Annotated in this window: 17 protein-coding genes and 1 pseudogene; 2 read left to right on the top strand and 16 right to left on the bottom strand. The window is 58.9% G+C overall.

The annotated features are described in order from the left end of the window. Positions 1–6: 6 nt before the first annotated feature. Both HCK86_RS06380 and HCK86_RS06375 read right to left on the bottom strand, forming a co-directional pair. On the bottom strand, positions 7–969 hold the full coding sequence (locus tag HCK86_RS06380) for a 2-keto-3-deoxygluconate permease (RefSeq protein WP_176083635.1): 963 nt from the start codon (positions 967–969) through the stop codon (positions 7–9). Between the two features lie 70 nt (positions 970–1039). After that, on the bottom strand, positions 1040–1999 hold the full coding sequence (locus HCK86_RS06375) for an amidohydrolase family protein (RefSeq protein WP_176083634.1): 960 nt from the start codon (positions 1997–1999) through the stop codon (positions 1040–1042). Between the two features lie 281 nt (positions 2000–2280). On the opposite strand from HCK86_RS06375, the gene HCK86_RS06370 reads away from it, so the two are divergent. Beyond that, the gene (locus HCK86_RS06370; protein WP_176083633.1) at positions 2281–3177 is read left to right on the top strand and encodes a LysR substrate-binding domain-containing protein; all 897 of its coding nucleotides are present in this window, start codon (positions 2281–2283) and stop codon (positions 3175–3177) included. 76 nt (positions 3178–3253) lie between these two features. Here HCK86_RS06370 and HCK86_RS06365 read toward each other — a convergent pair whose 3' ends face one another. The 3 genes from HCK86_RS06365 to HCK86_RS06355 form a co-directional block, all read right to left on the bottom strand. Then, positions 3254–3793, bottom strand: a complete 540-nt coding sequence (locus HCK86_RS06365) for a peroxiredoxin (RefSeq protein WP_141148192.1) — start codon at positions 3791–3793, stop codon at positions 3254–3256. Positions 3794–4028: 235 nt separating this feature from the next. Then, a complete protein-coding gene (locus tag HCK86_RS06360) occupies positions 4029–4892 on the bottom strand; it encodes a GNAT family N-acetyltransferase (RefSeq protein ID WP_176083632.1) in 864 nt (287 codons plus the stop codon). A 117-nt stretch (positions 4893–5009) separates the two neighbouring features. Continuing rightward, a complete protein-coding gene (locus HCK86_RS06355) occupies positions 5010–5618 on the bottom strand; it encodes a LysE family translocator (RefSeq protein ID WP_176083631.1) in 609 nt (202 codons plus the stop codon). Between HCK86_RS06355 and HCK86_RS06350 the strand changes: the two genes are divergently transcribed. Beyond that, complete coding sequence (locus HCK86_RS06350) at positions 5596–5916, top strand: hypothetical protein (RefSeq protein WP_176083630.1); 321 nt, start codon at positions 5596–5598, stop codon at positions 5914–5916. The two genes, HCK86_RS06355 and HCK86_RS06350, sit on opposite strands and share 23 nt — an antisense overlap. Positions 5917–5920: 4 nt before the next feature. Here HCK86_RS06350 and HCK86_RS06345 read toward each other — a convergent pair whose 3' ends face one another. The 11 genes and pseudogenes from HCK86_RS06345 to urtB all read right to left on the bottom strand — a co-directional run bounded on the left by HCK86_RS06345 (position 5921) and on the right by urtB (position 15792). Continuing rightward, positions 5921–6568, bottom strand: coding sequence for a hypothetical protein (locus HCK86_RS06345; RefSeq protein WP_176083629.1), 648 nt, complete (start codon positions 6566–6568; stop codon positions 5921–5923). A 31-nt stretch (positions 6569–6599) separates the two neighbouring features. Beyond that, positions 6600–8312, bottom strand: a complete 1713-nt coding sequence (gene ureC, locus HCK86_RS06340) for an urease subunit alpha (protein WP_176083628.1) — start codon at positions 8310–8312, stop codon at positions 6600–6602. A 121-nt stretch (positions 8313–8433) separates the two neighbouring features. Further along, positions 8434–8922 (bottom strand): lysozyme inhibitor LprI family protein, encoded by a 489-nt coding sequence (locus tag HCK86_RS06335; RefSeq protein ID WP_176083627.1) that lies wholly within the window; start codon positions 8920–8922, stop codon positions 8434–8436. 16 nt (positions 8923–8938) lie between these two features. Then, positions 8939–9244: an urease subunit beta gene (locus HCK86_RS06330; protein ID WP_176083626.1), complete on the bottom strand. Its 306-nt coding sequence runs from the start codon at positions 9242–9244 to the stop codon at positions 8939–8941. Positions 9245–9275: 31 nt separating this feature from the next. Next, the gene (locus tag HCK86_RS06325; protein ID WP_176083625.1) at positions 9276–9635 is read right to left on the bottom strand and encodes a GFA family protein; all 360 of its coding nucleotides are present in this window, start codon (positions 9633–9635) and stop codon (positions 9276–9278) included. A 23-nt stretch (positions 9636–9658) separates the two neighbouring features. Then, positions 9659–9961: an urease subunit gamma gene (locus tag HCK86_RS06320; RefSeq protein WP_141148187.1), complete on the bottom strand. Its 303-nt coding sequence runs from the start codon at positions 9959–9961 to the stop codon at positions 9659–9661. A gap of 83 nt (positions 9962–10044) precedes the next feature. Beyond that, a complete protein-coding gene (locus HCK86_RS06315) occupies positions 10045–10884 on the bottom strand; it encodes an urease accessory protein UreD (protein ID WP_246739482.1) in 840 nt (279 codons plus the stop codon). A 416-nt stretch (positions 10885–11300) separates the two neighbouring features. Beyond that, positions 11301–11996 (bottom strand): urea ABC transporter ATP-binding subunit UrtE, encoded by a 696-nt coding sequence (gene urtE, locus HCK86_RS06310; RefSeq protein WP_176083624.1) that lies wholly within the window; start codon positions 11994–11996, stop codon positions 11301–11303. A 225-nt stretch (positions 11997–12221) separates the two neighbouring features. After that, entirely contained in the window at positions 12222–12980 is a 759-nt protein-coding gene (urtD, locus tag HCK86_RS06305; protein WP_176083623.1) for an urea ABC transporter ATP-binding protein UrtD, read from the bottom strand. Positions 12981–13087: 107 nt separating this feature from the next. Beyond that, a pseudogene (urtC, locus tag HCK86_RS06300) lies at positions 13088–14155 on the bottom strand (urea ABC transporter permease subunit UrtC); the annotation flags it as partial. Further along, entirely contained in the window at positions 14152–15792 is a 1641-nt protein-coding gene (urtB, locus tag HCK86_RS06295; RefSeq protein WP_246739481.1) for an urea ABC transporter permease subunit UrtB, read from the bottom strand. The gene urtB and the pseudogene urtC, both read right to left, overlap by 4 nt. Positions 15793–15798: the final 6 nt, after the last annotated feature.

Genomic DNA, 15798 nt, shown 5'->3' with positions numbered 1-15798 from the left:
CGGCATTCACGGATGCACCGCGGCGGCGTGGCCCGGCTCTTTCTCCGGCATTTTGCGGAACCAGCCAGCGACAACCGGCATCAGGAACGAGGTGATGACGACGATCATGGCGATCTGAGCAACAGAGACCGAAACATAAGGGGCAAAGCTCGGATCGATTGCCGCATAAAGCGGTGGCACGGCCGTCGAGACGCCAGCGGCACTGGCAACCCCCATGGCTGCATAGCCGGGACGGCGCAGGATAAAGCGATCGACAGCCAGCAGGATCGGCACATTGACGACCAGATAGAAAGCCGTGAGCACGAGCCCCGACATGCCGGCCGAGACAACCAGCTTCAGATCGATCGCCGAACCGAAGCAGAAGCCGAGGAAGGGCAGGACAATCGCACTGCCCGGACGCAGGAAGGTCGACAGGTCATCATCCAGGTTGCCGACCAGCATGCCGACCAGAAAGGGTACGAGAACCTGCACCAGGATCATCGGCTGAAAGCCACCGCCAGCCCCGAGCCCCATGCAGAACACGCCGATCGCGGGCACTGAAATAAGGTTCAGAAGACCGAAGGCAGCCGTGTCGATCCCATCGCCCTGCTTGCCGCAGATGGCGAGGTATATGCCGGGATTGGTGGCCGTAAGCGCTGCCACCAGCGCAATGGTGGACATGCCCCAGATGCCCTGAGGGGCAAGATAATGCACGACAATCAGCGAGCCGATGATACCGATCAGCAGCTTGGCCACCAGCAGGACAAAGCCGCGCTTGAAGGTCGGTGCGACCTGATTAAGCTTGAACTGTGTCCCGGTGAGAAACAGCATGACGCCGATCAAGGTCGTCGTACCGGTTGCAAAAAGCGCGGTGGTCGTGCCGCCTATGTTCAGCGCTGACGGGAAAAATGTGTGAATGACAGCGGTGATCGCCATCGGCACATTGAGGGTTCCGGCAGGAACCTTCTGCATGGATGCCAGAAGTTTCATGGCAAGCCTCCAGAGAACCGGGGCGGACACCGGCAGGCGGCAGATCCGCCGCCGGCCCCGCGCCTTCTTGTTATTTCAATCCGAGAAGGATGGTTTCAGCGTTTCTGTGGGTGACCTTTTCCAGCCGCTCCGCGCCGATATCGGCCGCATCAACCCAGTCACAGGCTGCCTTCAGGCTTTCGAAGGGATAGTCAGCCGAGAACATCACATTGTCCTCGCCGAGATTATCGAGCGCGCAGCGCAGCGCCACATCATCGCAGACACCGGATGTCGTGCAGGTGATGTTCTTGCGAATGTAATAGGTCGGCTCATGCTGCAATTCGACATTCATGTAGGCCGTCGGCAGTCGGCTGTCGAAACGCCACATCAGGAAGGGCAGCGTCTCGCCCATATGGCCGAGGATCATGCGGGCATCGGGATGGCGATCGAAAACGCCGTTGACGACCATCCGCAGCACATGTGAACCGGTCTCGGCCATCCAGCCCCAGAACGGACCATAAAGCGCCTTGGCACCTTCATAGCTGATCGGCATCTGCACCGGATTGCCCGGATGCAGATAGACAGGGGCCTTCAGCGCGGCAGCAACACTCCAGAATTCGTCATAGCAGGGATTGTCGAGATAGAGGCCGAGCGTCTGACCATTGATCATCGCGCCCTGCATCTTCAGCTCTTTGATCGAGCGTTCAAGCTCGCGCGCGGCTTCGGCCGGATCCTGCATGGCGAGATGGGCAAGGCCGCCATAGCGCTTCGGATATTTCTGCATCGCCTCGGCCAGAACATTGTTGGCTTTACGGGCATAGGCCGTTGCCTTGGCGGCATCGGGTTCGATCTGCACGCCAGGACCGGCGATCGAAAGAACCGCGAAGTCGAGACCGGCTTCATCCATGGCGGCGATGCGTTCGTCCCCCAGCTGCTGCAGCCGTGGCACGGCGCGGCTTGCCAGCGACTTGTTGATGTTCTGATAGGTATCCTCCAGATGCGGGACGAGCTCGGGGATGATGAAATGTTCTTCGAGACCAATCTTTTTCATTTTTTTGTTCCTTCTTTTCCTGGTGCCGCAAGGCCAGCCGAGACCTGCACCGCCGAGCATCGCTTCAGCGGTCTGGCGCATGGGAGCTGCGCCTCTTCTCAAATATCGACGGCCATCAGTCAGGGGCGGCGGGAACGTCCGAAGGCAGGCGCGACATCAGCGTGCCGCTTGCGAGCCGGGAGTGAACGTCGCTGCCCCTGTTGGCAAGATCAATCTAGGCCGGAATCATGATATTGAAAAATAGATTGATATGATCATGTTGATCATGCTATTTGATCAATATGACGAATATCAAACAGTTAAGGTCCTTCGTGGTTCTGTGCGAAGAGCTGCATTTCGGTCGCGCAGCGCAACGCCTCAACATCGTCCAGCCGGCGCTGAGCATGCATATCAAGTCGCTGGAAGAAGACCTCGGAACCCAGCTTTTCACCCGGGACCGGTCCGGTGTGACGCTGACGGCCACGGGAGACGTGTTCCGCAGCGAGGCCATCGCAATTCTCGAACGACTCGACAGCGCCATCGAGCGCGTCCATCAGGCCAGCGAGGGCAAGCTTGGAAAGCTGCATCTGGCAGGCTCGGCAACGGCGCTTGCTTCCGGTGTCACGGCGCCGTTCATCCGGCGCTTTTCCAGCCGTTTTCCCGCCGTCGACATCAAGGTGAGCGAGATCCACCCCTTCGAGCAGGCGCGGGCGCTCGCCAATGGCGAAATCGATATCGCCTTCGCCGCCCGGCATTTCGATACCGAACTTCATGCCCAGTTCGACCGGCACCGGCTGACGGGCTTCCGCTATCTTCTCGCCGTCTCGCACGAGCATCCGCTGGCGCACGAGACAAACGTCTCGATCACCTGCGTCGCCCGGGAAACCCTGATCAGTCTGCAGACCGAGAATATCAACGGTGACGTTCAGCCGATCTACGGCACACTGCCACGGCAGCCACGCCACTATCTCTTCGCCTCAAGCCCGTTGACGATGCTGAGTCTGGTCGACGCCAATCTCGGCGTTGCCGTGATTTCAGAAGCGCTGTGCAAGAATGCCGGCGAGGGCATCACTTTCCTGGAAATCGACGATGTCAGCGAGGAAATGGAAGTATGGATGTACAGCCGCGCCGACGATCCCGATCCGGTGACCGGTCATTTCATCTCCGTCGTCAATGAGATGGCACCGGCCAGCGGCTGACGCCAAAAGGCGCGCAGAAAAAAGGCGGCCGGTTTCCCGTCCGCCTTGTTTCACAAAACTTCAAAGCCAGAACCGATCAGGCGGCCTTGGCGTCGCCCTTGAGGGCTTCGAGAATGTTCTGCGGCGACGATACGCCATAGGGATCGCTCTCGCACAGATCGGAGAAGCCTTCTTCCTCGAACCACTTCTCGACAACACCATCATTGATGATGGCGGCGTAGCGCCAGGAGCGCATGCCGAAGCCGAGATTGTCCTTGTTGACGAGCATGCCCATCTTGCGGGTGAACTCGCCAGAGCCATCCGGAATGACCTTGACGTTGGCAAGGTTCTGCCCCTTGGCCCAAGCATTCATGACGAAGGCATCATTGACGGACATGCAGTAGATTTCGTCAATGCCGAGGGACTTGAACTCTGCGGCCAGCTTTTCAAAATCGGGAAGCTGGTAGGTCGAGCAGGTCGGGGTGAAGGCGCCGGGCAACGAGAACAGAATGACCTTCTTGCCCTTGAAATAATCGTCGCTGGTCTTGTCTTCCCAGCGGAACGGATTCGGACCTTCAATCGATTCGTCGCGAACACGCGTGTGGAAGGTTACATTCGGAACTTTCTTGCCGAGCATCGTCTTCTCCTGCTTTAAATTTCGCGGACCTTAGGTCCGCTAAAGGGCTGACGCAATCTTAACGAAAATCAGGGAAGAATAAAGCCATATTCTAGAATAATTCTAAAGTAATAGCTGCCATGCAAAAACTGCATAGCACAGCGCTCCCCGTCCTCCCTTTCAGCCATGTAAGTGGGCTGCGCCAGCGGCCTGCGCAAGGGCCGCCGGTGCGACAAATTATCCATTTTGCACCGGCTCAGGCGCGTGCGACGGGCGTCGCCAGCAGAGCCAGGCGATAGCTGCCGATCTGACGGAAACCGACCGCGCGATAAGCCCGCTCGCCCGCGGCGCTGTTGGTGAACAGGATCATCCGTTCTGCGCCCTGCTCAAAGGCGGCGCCAACCATGAGGGCGACCAGCTGCCGGGCATGACCGCGCCCGCGCAGCGGCGGCGGCGTCCAGACCGGGCCCAGCTGCTTCATTCCGCCATAGCCTGCATTGAAGCCTGCAAGGGCAACCGGCATGCCATCTAGCAGCAGCACGTACCGCTCAAGCGCCGCGCCCTGGCTTACCGCCAGCCGGATCCCCGCTTCCAGCGCCGCCCCCGGCACCGCCCCGAGCGCTTCAATACTGTAATCGACAAGCCAGCGCGTCAGGAGCTCAGGATCGGCATGCTGCCAGGCAGTCATGACGAATTTCTCCGAAGAGGGGGGCATGACCAGATCCGCCGGATCCAGCGAGAACAGGCGCTCCGCGGAATTACTTGCATAATCCGCATCCTGAAGGCCGAAACGCGTGACCACCACGCGCGCCTGATCGTCAGGGCCGAGAAAACCGGCGACCGGCCTTGCGACAGTTCTGCGCAGAACGGAAGCAAGGGCATCAAGCGCGGCTTTCTCCGGCGCCTGCATCATGACATTGCCATTCCACATCTGCGCGATCACGCCACGGAGCAGTCCATCATCAAGGGCGCCCCAATAGTCCCCGCCATAGGGCCGGTCCGGCTGATTGAGGCCGCAACGGGCGATGTTGGACAGCAGAAACATGCTGCTTGCGGCATGTCCCTCCAGAAATGCCATGACCGCGTCCCGGTCATCATCACTCAATTTCCGTATATCCATCACACGCCCCTGCCGTTGATAAGGCGCATTATCCGGCGGCAGCCATCGCCCGGTCAATGACGCGAACTGACGGCTTCAATGAAAGCTGCTGATGTCGGCAGAACCAATTGCGATGGATCAGTGGCGCGAAATCGCCATGGACCCGCCGGCGAAAATCATCGCCAAACCAACCAGCCGGTTGAGATTGACGAAGATGCGGTTGGATTTGATGAAACGGCCGAGCAATGCTCCGGCAAGCACGTAAAGCGCCACGGCCACGACCTCCATCACCAGAAAGGCTGCTCCCAGGAGGGCGAGCTGATGCCAGACCGCATCGCCGGGGGTAACAAATTGCGGAAAGAAGGCGGTGAAGATGGCGATCGCCTTGGGATTGGTGATCGCGATCGAAAAATCGCGCTTCGCCAGATCGATCAGCCGGACCGCACTCGCCTGCATTTCGGCAAGCGCGCGCGCTTTACGCAGGATCTGTACCCCGACATAGACAAGATAGACGGCACCGATCAGCTTCACCACGGTGAAAGCGGTTGCCGAAGCGGCAAGCACTGCCCCAAGCCCGACGACCGTGATCGCAATCAGCATGGTAAAGGCCGGGATCCGGCCCGTACCACCGATGATCCCCGGCACGATACCGAGCCGGGCACCATTGGAAAAGGCCAGCATATTGTTCGGACCCGGCGCACAGTTCAGCGCGAAACAGGCCGGAATGAACAATTCCCAGGCGATCACTCTGCGACTCCGCTTTCATGGCCAACTTATCAAAATGACGCCCAAAGAACGCGTCAGCGGACTTGACTCGACAAATCGTACTTTCCGAAAGCGAAATCGTTTTGCGGCTGCAGCACCAGAACATTTCGCTTTCAACGGCTATCAGCTGATACCCGCAAAAAAGCCCTACACGAAGGAAGAGATTGCGCCAAGCTTTGCAGCTCCGCTTGATGACAGCATCCATCAACGCTGTGCCGCGGCTATAACACGCCATCAAAATAAAAAGCTGAGTTTTCTAAATCTCGTCGTCATGACATGATTACTCAAAGTTCGTATTGCTCCATATGCAAACTCCCTCCTTTTAACTCCTTTCGCGCCAAAGAAACTAATTCCGCCCAAAGATCAGAAAGTCCGGTAGTCTTTTGTGTTAGCGCGTAAACTTTTACCATAATCTTATTGAACCGTTCTTCGTCTACCCACCCATCATTGCGCCTTGGAAGCCAAGTTGCTTGTCCACGACCGTCTGACTTATACAACAACCAAAGCTCACCAAGAAATACTTGAGCGAAATTACAAAATTCATCGTATTTTAACTGAACAGCTTCATTATGAAATTTAAAAATATCAACCTCATGATACCTGGAGATCTTTTCCAATCCTTCATACTGGTTGCTATCAATATAGGTTTCGACGGCAAACTCCTTCAAAACAACATACTGATTTCGGTTAACCATCTCCAACAAATGGTTGAATTTCCTGATATCCTCATCAACAGAGGTCGAGTTTGAGGAATTTTGGTAATCAGCAATCTCTATTGATATCCAAGCGCCAAAGCTTGCGATAAACGCCAAAACCGCTCCGATACTGAGATCATTAAGATTAAATGGCCACTGCATCCATACCGCAGACCCCAGCATCGCTATCACCGAACTGGTTTTGGCAATTTTGGAAGGATATTCTGGTGTCCCCATCAGGTTTTCAGCCCTTCCAATCGCACCTCACTTAAAACAGGAAATAACGCTGCGCCATCGGCAGAACGGTGGCCGGTTCACAGGTCAGAAGCTCGCCATTGGCGCGCACCGCATAGGTTTCCGGGTCGACGGAGATTTCCGGTGTGGCGCTGTTATGCACCATCGACGCCTTGGAAATGCCGCCGCGCGTGTTTTTCACCGCAACCAGCTGCTTGGCGACGCCAAGCTTGTGTGTGAGGCCGGCATCAAGCGAGGCCTCGGAGACGAAGGTAACGGAGGAATTGGTCCGTGCCTTGCCATAGGCACCGAACATGTAGCGATAATGCATCGGCTGCGGCGTCGGGATCGAGGCATTGGGATCCCCCATCGGCGCCGCCGCAATCATGCCGCCGAGCAGCACCAGATCAGGCTTGACCGAGAACATGGCCGGGCTCCACATCACCAGATCGGCGCGCTTGCCGACTTCCACCGAACCGATCTCATGGGAAAGGCCATGGGCAATCGCCGGGTTGATCGTATATTTGGCGATATAGCGTTTGACGCGGAAATTGTCGTTATCGCCGGTCTCTTCGGAGAGGCGTCCGCGCTGGCGCTTCATCTTGTCGGCCGTCTGCCAGGTGCGGATCGCCACTTCGCCGACACGGCCCATGGCCTGGCTGTCGGACGAAATGATCGAGAAGGCGCCCATGTCGTGAAGAATGTCTTCTGCGGCGATGGTTTCCTTGCGGATGCGGCTTTCGGCAAAGGCGATATCTTCCGGGATCGACGAGGACAGGTGATGGCAGACCATCAGCATGTCGAGATGTTCGGCAATGGTGTTCTGCGTGTAGGGCCGGGTCGGGTTGGTCGATGACGGAATGACATTCGACTGGCCGCAGATCTTGATGATATCCGGAGCGTGACCGCCACCGGCGCCTTCGGTGTGGAAAGCGTGAATGGTGCGGCCCTTGAACGCATTGACCGTATCCTCGACAAAGCCGCTCTCGTTCAGCGTATCGGTGTGGATCATCACCTGCACATCATATCTGTCGGCAACGGAGAGGCAGTTGTCGATCGCCGCAGGCGTGGTGCCCCAGTCTTCGTGCAGCTTCAGCGCTGCAGCGCCGCCCAGCACCATTTCCTCAAGCGCGCCCGGCAGCGAGGCATTGCCCTTGCCGGCAAAGGCAAGGTTCATCGGAAAGGCATCCGCCGCCTCGATCATGCGTTCGATATGCCAGGGTCCGGGTGTGCAGGTGGTCGCCAGCGTACCATGCGCCGGTCCTGTGCCGCCGCCGAGCATGCAGGTGAGGCCAGACATCAGCGCTTCCTCGATCTGCTGCGGGCAGATGAAATGAATATGCGCGTCCATGCCGCCAGCGGTGATGATCTTGCCCTCGGCGGCGATTGCCTCCGTGCCGGGGCCGACGATGATGTCGACACCCTTTTGCGTATCCGGGTTGCCGGCCTTGCCGATCGCCACGATACGCCCGTCCTTGATGCCGATATCGGCCTTGACGATGCCCCAGTGATCGACGATCAGCGCGTTGGTGATCACGGTATCGACCGCGCCTTCGGCACGCGTTGCCTGCGACTGGCCCATGCCGTCACGGATCACCTTGCCGCCGCCGAACTTCACCTCATCACCATAATGGGTGAAGTCCTTCTCGACCTCGATGAAGAGCTCGGTATCGGCAAGACGAACCTTGTCGCCAGTGGTCGGGCCGAACATGCCGGCATAGGCGGCGCGGGACATTTTGAAAGGCATCGACTGCTTCCCTCTGTTGTTCAGACGGGTCCGCACCTGTCGGCAGCGCTGCACCGTCTCATTTCCGATCGTGACCACCGGCCGCTTCCATGCCGCCGCAACCACATTTATGGATGTGCCATCAGTTCTCCACGGAACCGAAAGCGAATTCATCTGTCCCCGCCTCGGCCGCTCTATCGCGAAGCAGAAGCACCTTCTGCACCCGATCAAGGCAGTCAAGCCGGTCAAGCGTCAGTTCATTCATACAGCGCGAAACGACGAAAGGCTCATCCTCCGTGCCGCGAAACAAAAATCCCCGCGACGTACAGGCGCTGTCGCGATAATCAACCCAGGCCCGCTGCGACCGCATCAGGGATGCCGTTGCCCCCTGCTCGCCTTCCGGCAAGAGCCGCTCCAGGTTTCCCGCCAGAAGCAGCATTGTGGCGAAGGCACTGGTCAGCCTTTCGTCACTCGCCCGGAAGGCCTCCTCGGCGCAGTCGAGCCGCGCGGCGAATGCGGCTGCCGCATCACAGGAAACCATGTCGCCGGCCATGACGGAGACCGGCAGCAGGATCGAGGATCCCGCGCTCAGCACCATCCCGGCAAGACAACCGCGGCATAGCCTCCCCATGAACGGCTCCGCGCCTCTAGAGCTTGCCCATGACCTGCTGCCGGAACCCGTACACCGTCCGGCTTCCGGCAAAGGGCACCAGTGTCACATCGCGGGTCTGTCCCGGCTCGAATCGCACCGCCGTGCCAGCGGGAATATCGAGCCGCATGCCGCGGGCCTTGTCCCGATCGAATGCCAGACCGGCATTGGTTTCGAAGAAATGATAATGGCTGCCAACCTGCACCGGACGGTCGCCGGTATTGGAAACCGTCAGCGTCACCGTTTCCAGACCGGCATTGATCTCGATATCGCCTGTGGCGGTAATCACTTCACCTGGGATCATTTTCTGTTGCTCCGCTCATTTCGCCATCGCACTAAAGCGATGCGCCATCGTAAGGCTTGGATGGCAGCGAACGCGCATCCACACCATCAAGGCAATTGACATTGACCGCCACCATTTCACTGCCATCGCCGGGCACCTTGCCGAAGGCGAAGGCCTCAATGCCGCAGACACTGCAGAACTGATGGCGGATCGTGCGCTTGTTGAAGAGATAGTCCGTCAGCACATCAGCACCGCTGTTCAAGGTGAACGCGGATGGCGATGTGAAGGCCAGAACCGAACCGAGGCGACGGCAACGCGAACAGTTGCAGACCGCAGTAAAGCCAAGATCGATATCGACATCGAAATCAACTGCGCCGCACTGACAGCTGCCGTGATAATGCTTTGTGCTCATCGCCCCCCTCCTCTGGCCAAACCTTACCGGATCGGCTCGTGAACCGTAACGAGCTTGGTGCCGTCCGGGAAGGTTGCCTCCACCTGCACGTCATGGATCATTTCCGAGACGCCTTCCATTACCTGTTCGCGCGTCAGCACATGCGCGCCGGCTTCCATCAGCTCGGCCACCGGCCGCCCGTCACGCGCCCCCTCGACAACGAAGTCAGTGATCAATGCGATCGCTTCCGGCCAGTTGAGCTTGACGCCCCGTTCCAGCCGGCGCCGCGCCACCATGGCGGCCATGGAAATGAGCAGCTTGTCCTTTTCTCTCGGCGTCAGATTCATGCTTGTTCCTGTTCCTCAACTGTCACGGCAATTTGCCGCTTCGCACGACCGGATACGTTAAATCCGGAGCGAACCCCATATCACTAGAGATGCCAGACTTTCGGCATGATTTGGTCCTCGCGCAAGACCTTTAGCGCCGGAATCAGCAATTTTCGCAAGGCATAACCGTCTGCCGCGACAATCCGGGCAACTAGCTTGCCATTCCAGGCACTGGCGCCGGCGCCGGCATCGCCCAGAACCTCACGCAATTTCGGCAGAAGCGCTTCCGTGCGCGCGCCACAATAAAGCAAAGTGGCAAAGGCGACCTCGCCGCCAAGGATGGCCGACTGCGCCACAAGATGCTCGATGTCACCGGTCATGCGCACATCTTCGGCATGCAGCAGCTGGCCGCCGCGCCGGACCCGCCAGCGATCACGGAAATGGCCGATGCCGACCGCCTCGCCCATGGCCTTGCGGCCAAGCAGCACCGCTTCCACCGCGACAAATTCGGCGGTCTCGGCCAGATCCACATCGAGACGGCGATTAAGCGCGGCCTCGTCGAACAGAATGGTTTCCTGCGGCAGCCAGTCAAGACGGGCATTGTCGCCGACCTCGATCTCCGCATCGATCATCGCCGGTCCGCTGTCGGAGCGGTAGATCTTCTCGCAGGCCTGCGTGGTCACCGTCACCGATGTGCCACTGCGGGCTTCGACAAGCCAGCGCAGCTGGTCACCACCCGTCAGTCCGCCCGACGTGTTGATCAGCACGGCTTCCATGCGGTCATCGAAACTTTCGGGAAGGCGTATCTTTGCAGCCCCCTCCTGATAGAGCTGATCGATACGGGTCCGCCCTGCGGCAAGCTTTGCAACAAGCTCGCCCTTGCCAAAAGTACGCTGCGGCCGTGCCGTCATGACCGGTTCCAGCAGTTTGTCCTCGACCTCCATGAAAGCGCCTCCCCGTCGCAACCGGATGCGTTGCCCATGCCGTTTCCTCATGCAAAATTGTTTTCTGAAAAAGGTCAAAGCAAGTTTCGTGCCGTCTTCAAAATTGCCCGAACTAAAACGATCAGAACTGGGCATCGCCTCTTTTTCCAGCACGCCACAAAGCAGGCCTTACCCGGCATCGCTTAAAAACGCTGCAGAGTGCGAATGGAAGCATCACCTACACCGCCTGCCAACCCAAAAACCAGAGAGCGAGTTGAAAGAATAATCCAACATTCTAGTCGCAAAACCGCATGTACAGCCCGTTTCAAACCCTTTCGGGCAAAAAAACGACAGAAAGAACCGCATATCGCGCAAGAAAAATCCGCCGTTCGGCGATGCGCCGGACGACGGAAAAACAGGGGAACAGCACAATGCCTTCAAACCGTCAGATGGCGGCGCGCCTCAGGCGTATCCAGGGTTTCGGCGGGGCCCTGATGGACGATTTCGCCGCGGTCCATGATATAGACCTGATCGGCAAGCTCGCGGCAGAAGTCGAGATATTGCTCGACCAGCAAGATTGCCATGCCAGTCGAATCACGCAGATAGCGGATCGCCCGGCCGATATCCTTGATGATTGAAGGCTGAATGCCCTCGGTCGGTTCATCCAGCACCAGAATCTTCGGCCGTGTGACCATGGCGCGACCGATCGCAAGCTGCTGCTGCTGTCCGCCGGAAAGGTCGCCGCCCCGGCGTCTCAGCATGGATTGCAGCACCGGAAACAGGCTGAAAATATCATCCGGAATGGTGCGTTGGGATGATGGCAACGGCGCAAAACCGGTCTCAAGATTCTCCTGAACCGTCAGCAGCGGAAAGATCTCGCGCCCCTGCGGAACATAGCCGACGCCAAGCTTGGCACGCACATAGGGCGCGAGCCCGTTCAGCTCCTGATCATTGAAGCTGATCATGCCGCCCGACACCGGATGCTGCCCGGTGACGGCGCGCAGAAGCGACGATTTGCCAACGCCATTGCGCCCGAGAACACAGGTGATCTTGCCCATTTCCGCCTCGAGCGAAACCCCGCGCAGCGCCTGGGCCGCTCCATAATGGAGATTGACATTATCGATCTTCAGCATCGGATCTCGCTCCCGGGCTTTGTGACACATGCACGGATAAAAAGGCCCTGCGGCGAAAAATCAGGGCGGTCAGAACCGAGCCGAGCCATGAAATTCAGGGGGGACCCGGCCGCTTCGTCAGGGGCCAACGGATCCCGATCGGAAGGGATCCGGTGCGATGGCTCCAACGGCCCGTTTGCCGCAAGGCGAAAATGCAAAAACTGGCGGAGAACAGACACAGCCATCCTAACGCCCCAGATAGTTTTCAATGACCTTGGGATCGTTCGAAACATAGTCGATCGACCCTTCCGCCAGAACCGAACCTTCGGCAAGGCACGTCACCTTGACGCCGAGATCACGGACAAAGCCCATATCGTGCTCGACCACGACGACGGAGCGGTCCCTGGCGATCTCGCGCAGAAGCCGCGCAGTCTCCACCGTTTCGGCATCGGTCATGCCGGCGACCGGTTCATCGACCAGCAGAAGTTTGGGTTCCTGCGCCAGCAGCATGCCGATCTCCAGCCATTGTTTCTGGCCATGGGAGAGATTGGCGGCAAGCTCGTCCTTGCGCGTGCTCATGCGGATGATCTCGAGAATCTCTTCGATTCGGTCATGATCTTCGCCGGTCAGCCGATAGAGAAGCGTCGAAAACACGCCGCGCCGGCGGTTCAGCGCCAGTTCGAGATTGTCCCAGACCGTATGGCCCTCAAAAACCGTCGGCTTCTGAAATTTGCGGCCAATGCCGAGCTGGGCGATATCGGCCTCGTCGCGCCGGGTCAGATCCACCGTGTCGGCGAAGAAGACCTCACCTTCGTCCGGCCGTGTCTTGCCGGTGATGATATCCATCATCGTCGTCTTGCCGGCGCCATTGGGACCGATCACAGCGCGAAGCTCACCCGGCTCGATGACGAAGGAAAGCTTGTTCAGCGCCTTGAAACCGTCGAAGGAGACCGAGACATTATCGAGATAGAGCAGGCTCCTGGCACGTCTTTCCTGCGGGCTCATCGCGCAGCCTCCCCTTGCGTCTCGACGCCGTCTTCCAGCGCCTCGGATTGCTTGATCTTCGCCATCGCGCCCGGCTCGTCGCGTCCGGCCGGCTTCAGCTTGCCGCCCATCGTTCCGACGATCCCCTTGGGCAGGAACAGGGTCACGGCGACGAACAGCCCCCCCAGCGCGAACAGCCAGAATTCGGGAAACAGACCGGTGAAGATGGTCTTGCCGAAATTGACCAGCACCGCGCCGATGATCGGCCCGATCAGCGTTGCCCGACCGCCAACGGCCGTCCAGATCACCACTTCAATGGAATTTGCAGGGGCAAACTCGCCCGGATTGATGATGCCCACCTGGGGCACGTAGAGGGCGCCGGCAACACCGGCCATCATCGCGGAGACGACGAAGGCGAAGAGTTTGTAATTCTCCACCCGGTAGCCGAGAAAGCGCACCCGGGCCTCCGAATCGCGCACGCCAACCAGCACCTTGCCGTATTTGGAGCGCACGATCGCCGAGGAAATCAGAAGTCCGAGCGCCAGAAACAGCGCCGAGGCGGCAAAGAGTGCGGCCCGCGTTGCATCGGCGCTGACGGAAAAGCCGAGAATATCCTTGAAATCGGTCAGACCATTATTGCCGCCGAACCCCATATCATTGCGGAAGAAGGCGAGCAGCAGCGCATAGGTCATGGCCTGGGTGATGATCGAGAGATAGACGCCGTTGACGCGGGAGCGGAAGGCAAACCAGCCGAAAACAAAGGCCAGCGCCCCCGGCACCAGCAGCACCATAAGGGCAGCAAACCAGAACATGTCGAAGCCGTACCAGAACCATGGCAGCTCCTTCCAGTTCAGGAACACCATGAAATCGGGCAGGACCGGATCGCCATAGACACCGCGCGACCCGATCTGGCGCATCAGATACATGCCCATGGAGTAGCCGCCAAGCGCGAAGAATGCGCCATGGCCGAGCGAGAGAATGCCGCAAAAGCCCCAGACCAGATCCAGCGACAGTGCCAGAAGCGCATAGCAGAGATATTTGCCGGCGAGCGAGACCATATAGGTCGGCATGTGGAAGGGGCTCGATGCCGGCAACAGCAGCATCAGCGCCGGCACGATCAGGGCAATGGCGATCAGCACGCCGATGGCGATGACGATCTTGCGGTCAAGCGCGCGGAATACAAAGGCGGTAATCATGCTTCAATCGCCCTTCCCTTGAGCGCGAACAGGCCGCGCGGTCGTTTCTGGATGAAGAGGATGATGAGAACGAGCACCAGGATTTTGCCCAGCACAGCGCCGGCATAGGGTTCCAGGAACTTGTTGAGAATGCCGAGCGAGAACGCACCGACAAAGGTACCCCAGAGATTGCCGACCCCGCCGAAGACCACGACCATGAATGAGTCGATGATGTAGGACTGGCCGAGATTGGGCGAGACATTGTCGATCTGCGACAGTGCGACACCGGCAAGACCGGCGACACCGGAGCCGAGCGCGAAGGTGAAGGCATCCACCCAGGCCGTACGGATCCCCATGGAGCCGGCCATGCGGCGGTTCTGGGTCACGGCACGCATCTGCAGGCCGAAGGCCGAGCGTTTCATCAGCACAAGCAGTCCGAAGAAGACAGCAAGCGAGAAGAGGATGATCCACAGACGGCTCCAGGTGATCACGAGACCGCCGAGATCAAACGAGCCGGACATCCAGGACGGATTGCCAACCTCGCGATTGGTGGGGCCGAAAATCGTACGCACACCCTGCTGCAGGATCAGCGACACGCCCCAGGTGGCGAGCAGCGTTTCCAGCGGCCGGCCATAGAGAAAGCGGATCACACCGCGCTCGATGATCAGGCCGACCACACCCGTGATGATGAAAGCGACCGGCAGGGCAATTGCCAGCGACCAGTCGAAGAGACCAGGGAAATGATTGCGGATCACCTCCTGTACCATATAGGTGGAATAGGCACCCAGCATGACCATTTCGCCATGGGCCATATTGATGACACCCATGACGCCAAAGGTGATGGCAAGGCCGATTGCCGCCAGCAGCAGGACCGACCCGAGCGACAGGCCGTACCAGACATTTTGCAGCGCGTCCCAGAAGGCGAGCTTTTTCTCGATCCGGCTCTGCGCAGCGTCCACCTCTGCCTGCAGGCTTTCATCGAGGCTCGGACGCGCAGCCAGCAGAACGGAAATCGCATCACGACCGCCGATCGAGGCAACCTCGCCGATCGCCTTGCTCTTTTCCGCGTCCGAACGGCTGGAATTGAGAATGGCAATCGCCTCGGCCTGTTTCAGCGTGGCGATGATGTCCTTGTTGTCTTCTTTTGCAAGCGCCTGCTCGATCAGGGCAAGATTGTCTTCGGACGGCGCCTTCAGCATCGACTGGGCCGCCGAAAGTCGCACGGAAGGATCCGGGCTCATCAGCGTCAGTCCCGCCAGCGCCGCATCAATCGAGCGCCGCAGACTGTTATTGACCTTGATCTTTTCGAGATCGCGCTTGGATGCCTCGCCGGCAGGTTCACCCGTCAGCGGATCGGCGAGCATCAGATCGCGGCTGGACGAGCCTTTCGAGGTGATGAAGACGGCACCGTCATCCTTGCGGGCATAGAGGTCGCCGTCGGAAAGCGCCTTCAGGGCCGGAACAATGGCCGGGTCGCCGGTTGCAGCAAGAGCCTGAACATTCTTGTCGATGGCATCGAAACCGGAAGCGGTTGCGAATTGATTGATCAGCGCCCGGGGGTCATCTGCGGCCCGGGCAGGCAGGGACGCACATATCAGAGTAACAAACAGCAAAAATAGAAAATGACTGAAACCAGGCATGCGCGAAAAAATCGACATGTGCGT

Origin of the sequence: Martelella sp. HB161492 (assembly GCF_013184775.1) — a bacterium.
Lineage (GTDB): Bacteria > Pseudomonadota > Alphaproteobacteria > Rhizobiales > Rhizobiaceae > Martelella.
This window is presented reverse-complemented; position numbering and strand designations above follow the sequence as displayed.

Coding starts and splice junctions, on each gene's coding strand:
- HCK86_RS06380 (WP_176083635.1), bottom strand. CDS start 969: ATGAAACTTCTGGCATCCATGCAGAAGGTTCCTGCCGGAACCCTCAAT.
- HCK86_RS06375 (WP_176083634.1), bottom strand. CDS start 1,999: ATGAAAAAGATTGGTCTCGAAGAACATTTCATCATCCCCGAGCTCGTC.
- HCK86_RS06370 (WP_176083633.1), top strand. CDS start 2,281: ATGACGAATATCAAACAGTTAAGGTCCTTCGTGGTTCTGTGCGAAGAG.
- HCK86_RS06365 (WP_141148192.1), bottom strand. CDS start 3,793: ATGCTCGGCAAGAAAGTTCCGAATGTAACCTTCCACACGCGTGTTCGC.
- HCK86_RS06360 (WP_176083632.1), bottom strand. CDS start 4,892: ATGGATATACGGAAATTGAGTGATGATGACCGGGACGCGGTCATGGCA.
- HCK86_RS06350 (WP_176083630.1), top strand. CDS start 5,596: ATGAACAATTCCCAGGCGATCACTCTGCGACTCCGCTTTCATGGCCAA.
- HCK86_RS06345 (WP_176083629.1), bottom strand. CDS start 6,568: ATGGGGACACCAGAATATCCTTCCAAAATTGCCAAAACCAGTTCGGTG.
- ureC (WP_176083628.1), bottom strand. CDS start 8,312: ATGCCTTTCAAAATGTCCCGCGCCGCCTATGCCGGCATGTTCGGCCCG.
- HCK86_RS06335 (WP_176083627.1), bottom strand. CDS start 8,922: ATGGGGAGGCTATGCCGCGGTTGTCTTGCCGGGATGGTGCTGAGCGCG.
- HCK86_RS06330 (WP_176083626.1), bottom strand. CDS start 9,244: ATGATCCCAGGTGAAGTGATTACCGCCACAGGCGATATCGAGATCAAT.
- HCK86_RS06325 (WP_176083625.1), bottom strand. CDS start 9,635: ATGAGCACAAAGCATTATCACGGCAGCTGTCAGTGCGGCGCAGTTGAT.
- HCK86_RS06320 (WP_141148187.1), bottom strand. CDS start 9,961: ATGAATCTGACGCCGAGAGAAAAGGACAAGCTGCTCATTTCCATGGCC.
- HCK86_RS06315 (WP_246739482.1), bottom strand. CDS start 10,884: ATGGAGGTCGAGGACAAACTGCTGGAACCGGTCATGACGGCACGGCCG.
- urtE (WP_176083624.1), bottom strand. CDS start 11,996: ATGCTGAAGATCGATAATGTCAATCTCCATTATGGAGCGGCCCAGGCG.
- urtD (WP_176083623.1), bottom strand. CDS start 12,980: ATGAGCCCGCAGGAAAGACGTGCCAGGAGCCTGCTCTATCTCGATAAT.
- urtB (WP_246739481.1), bottom strand. CDS start 15,792: ATGTCGATTTTTTCGCGCATGCCTGGTTTCAGTCATTTTCTATTTTTG.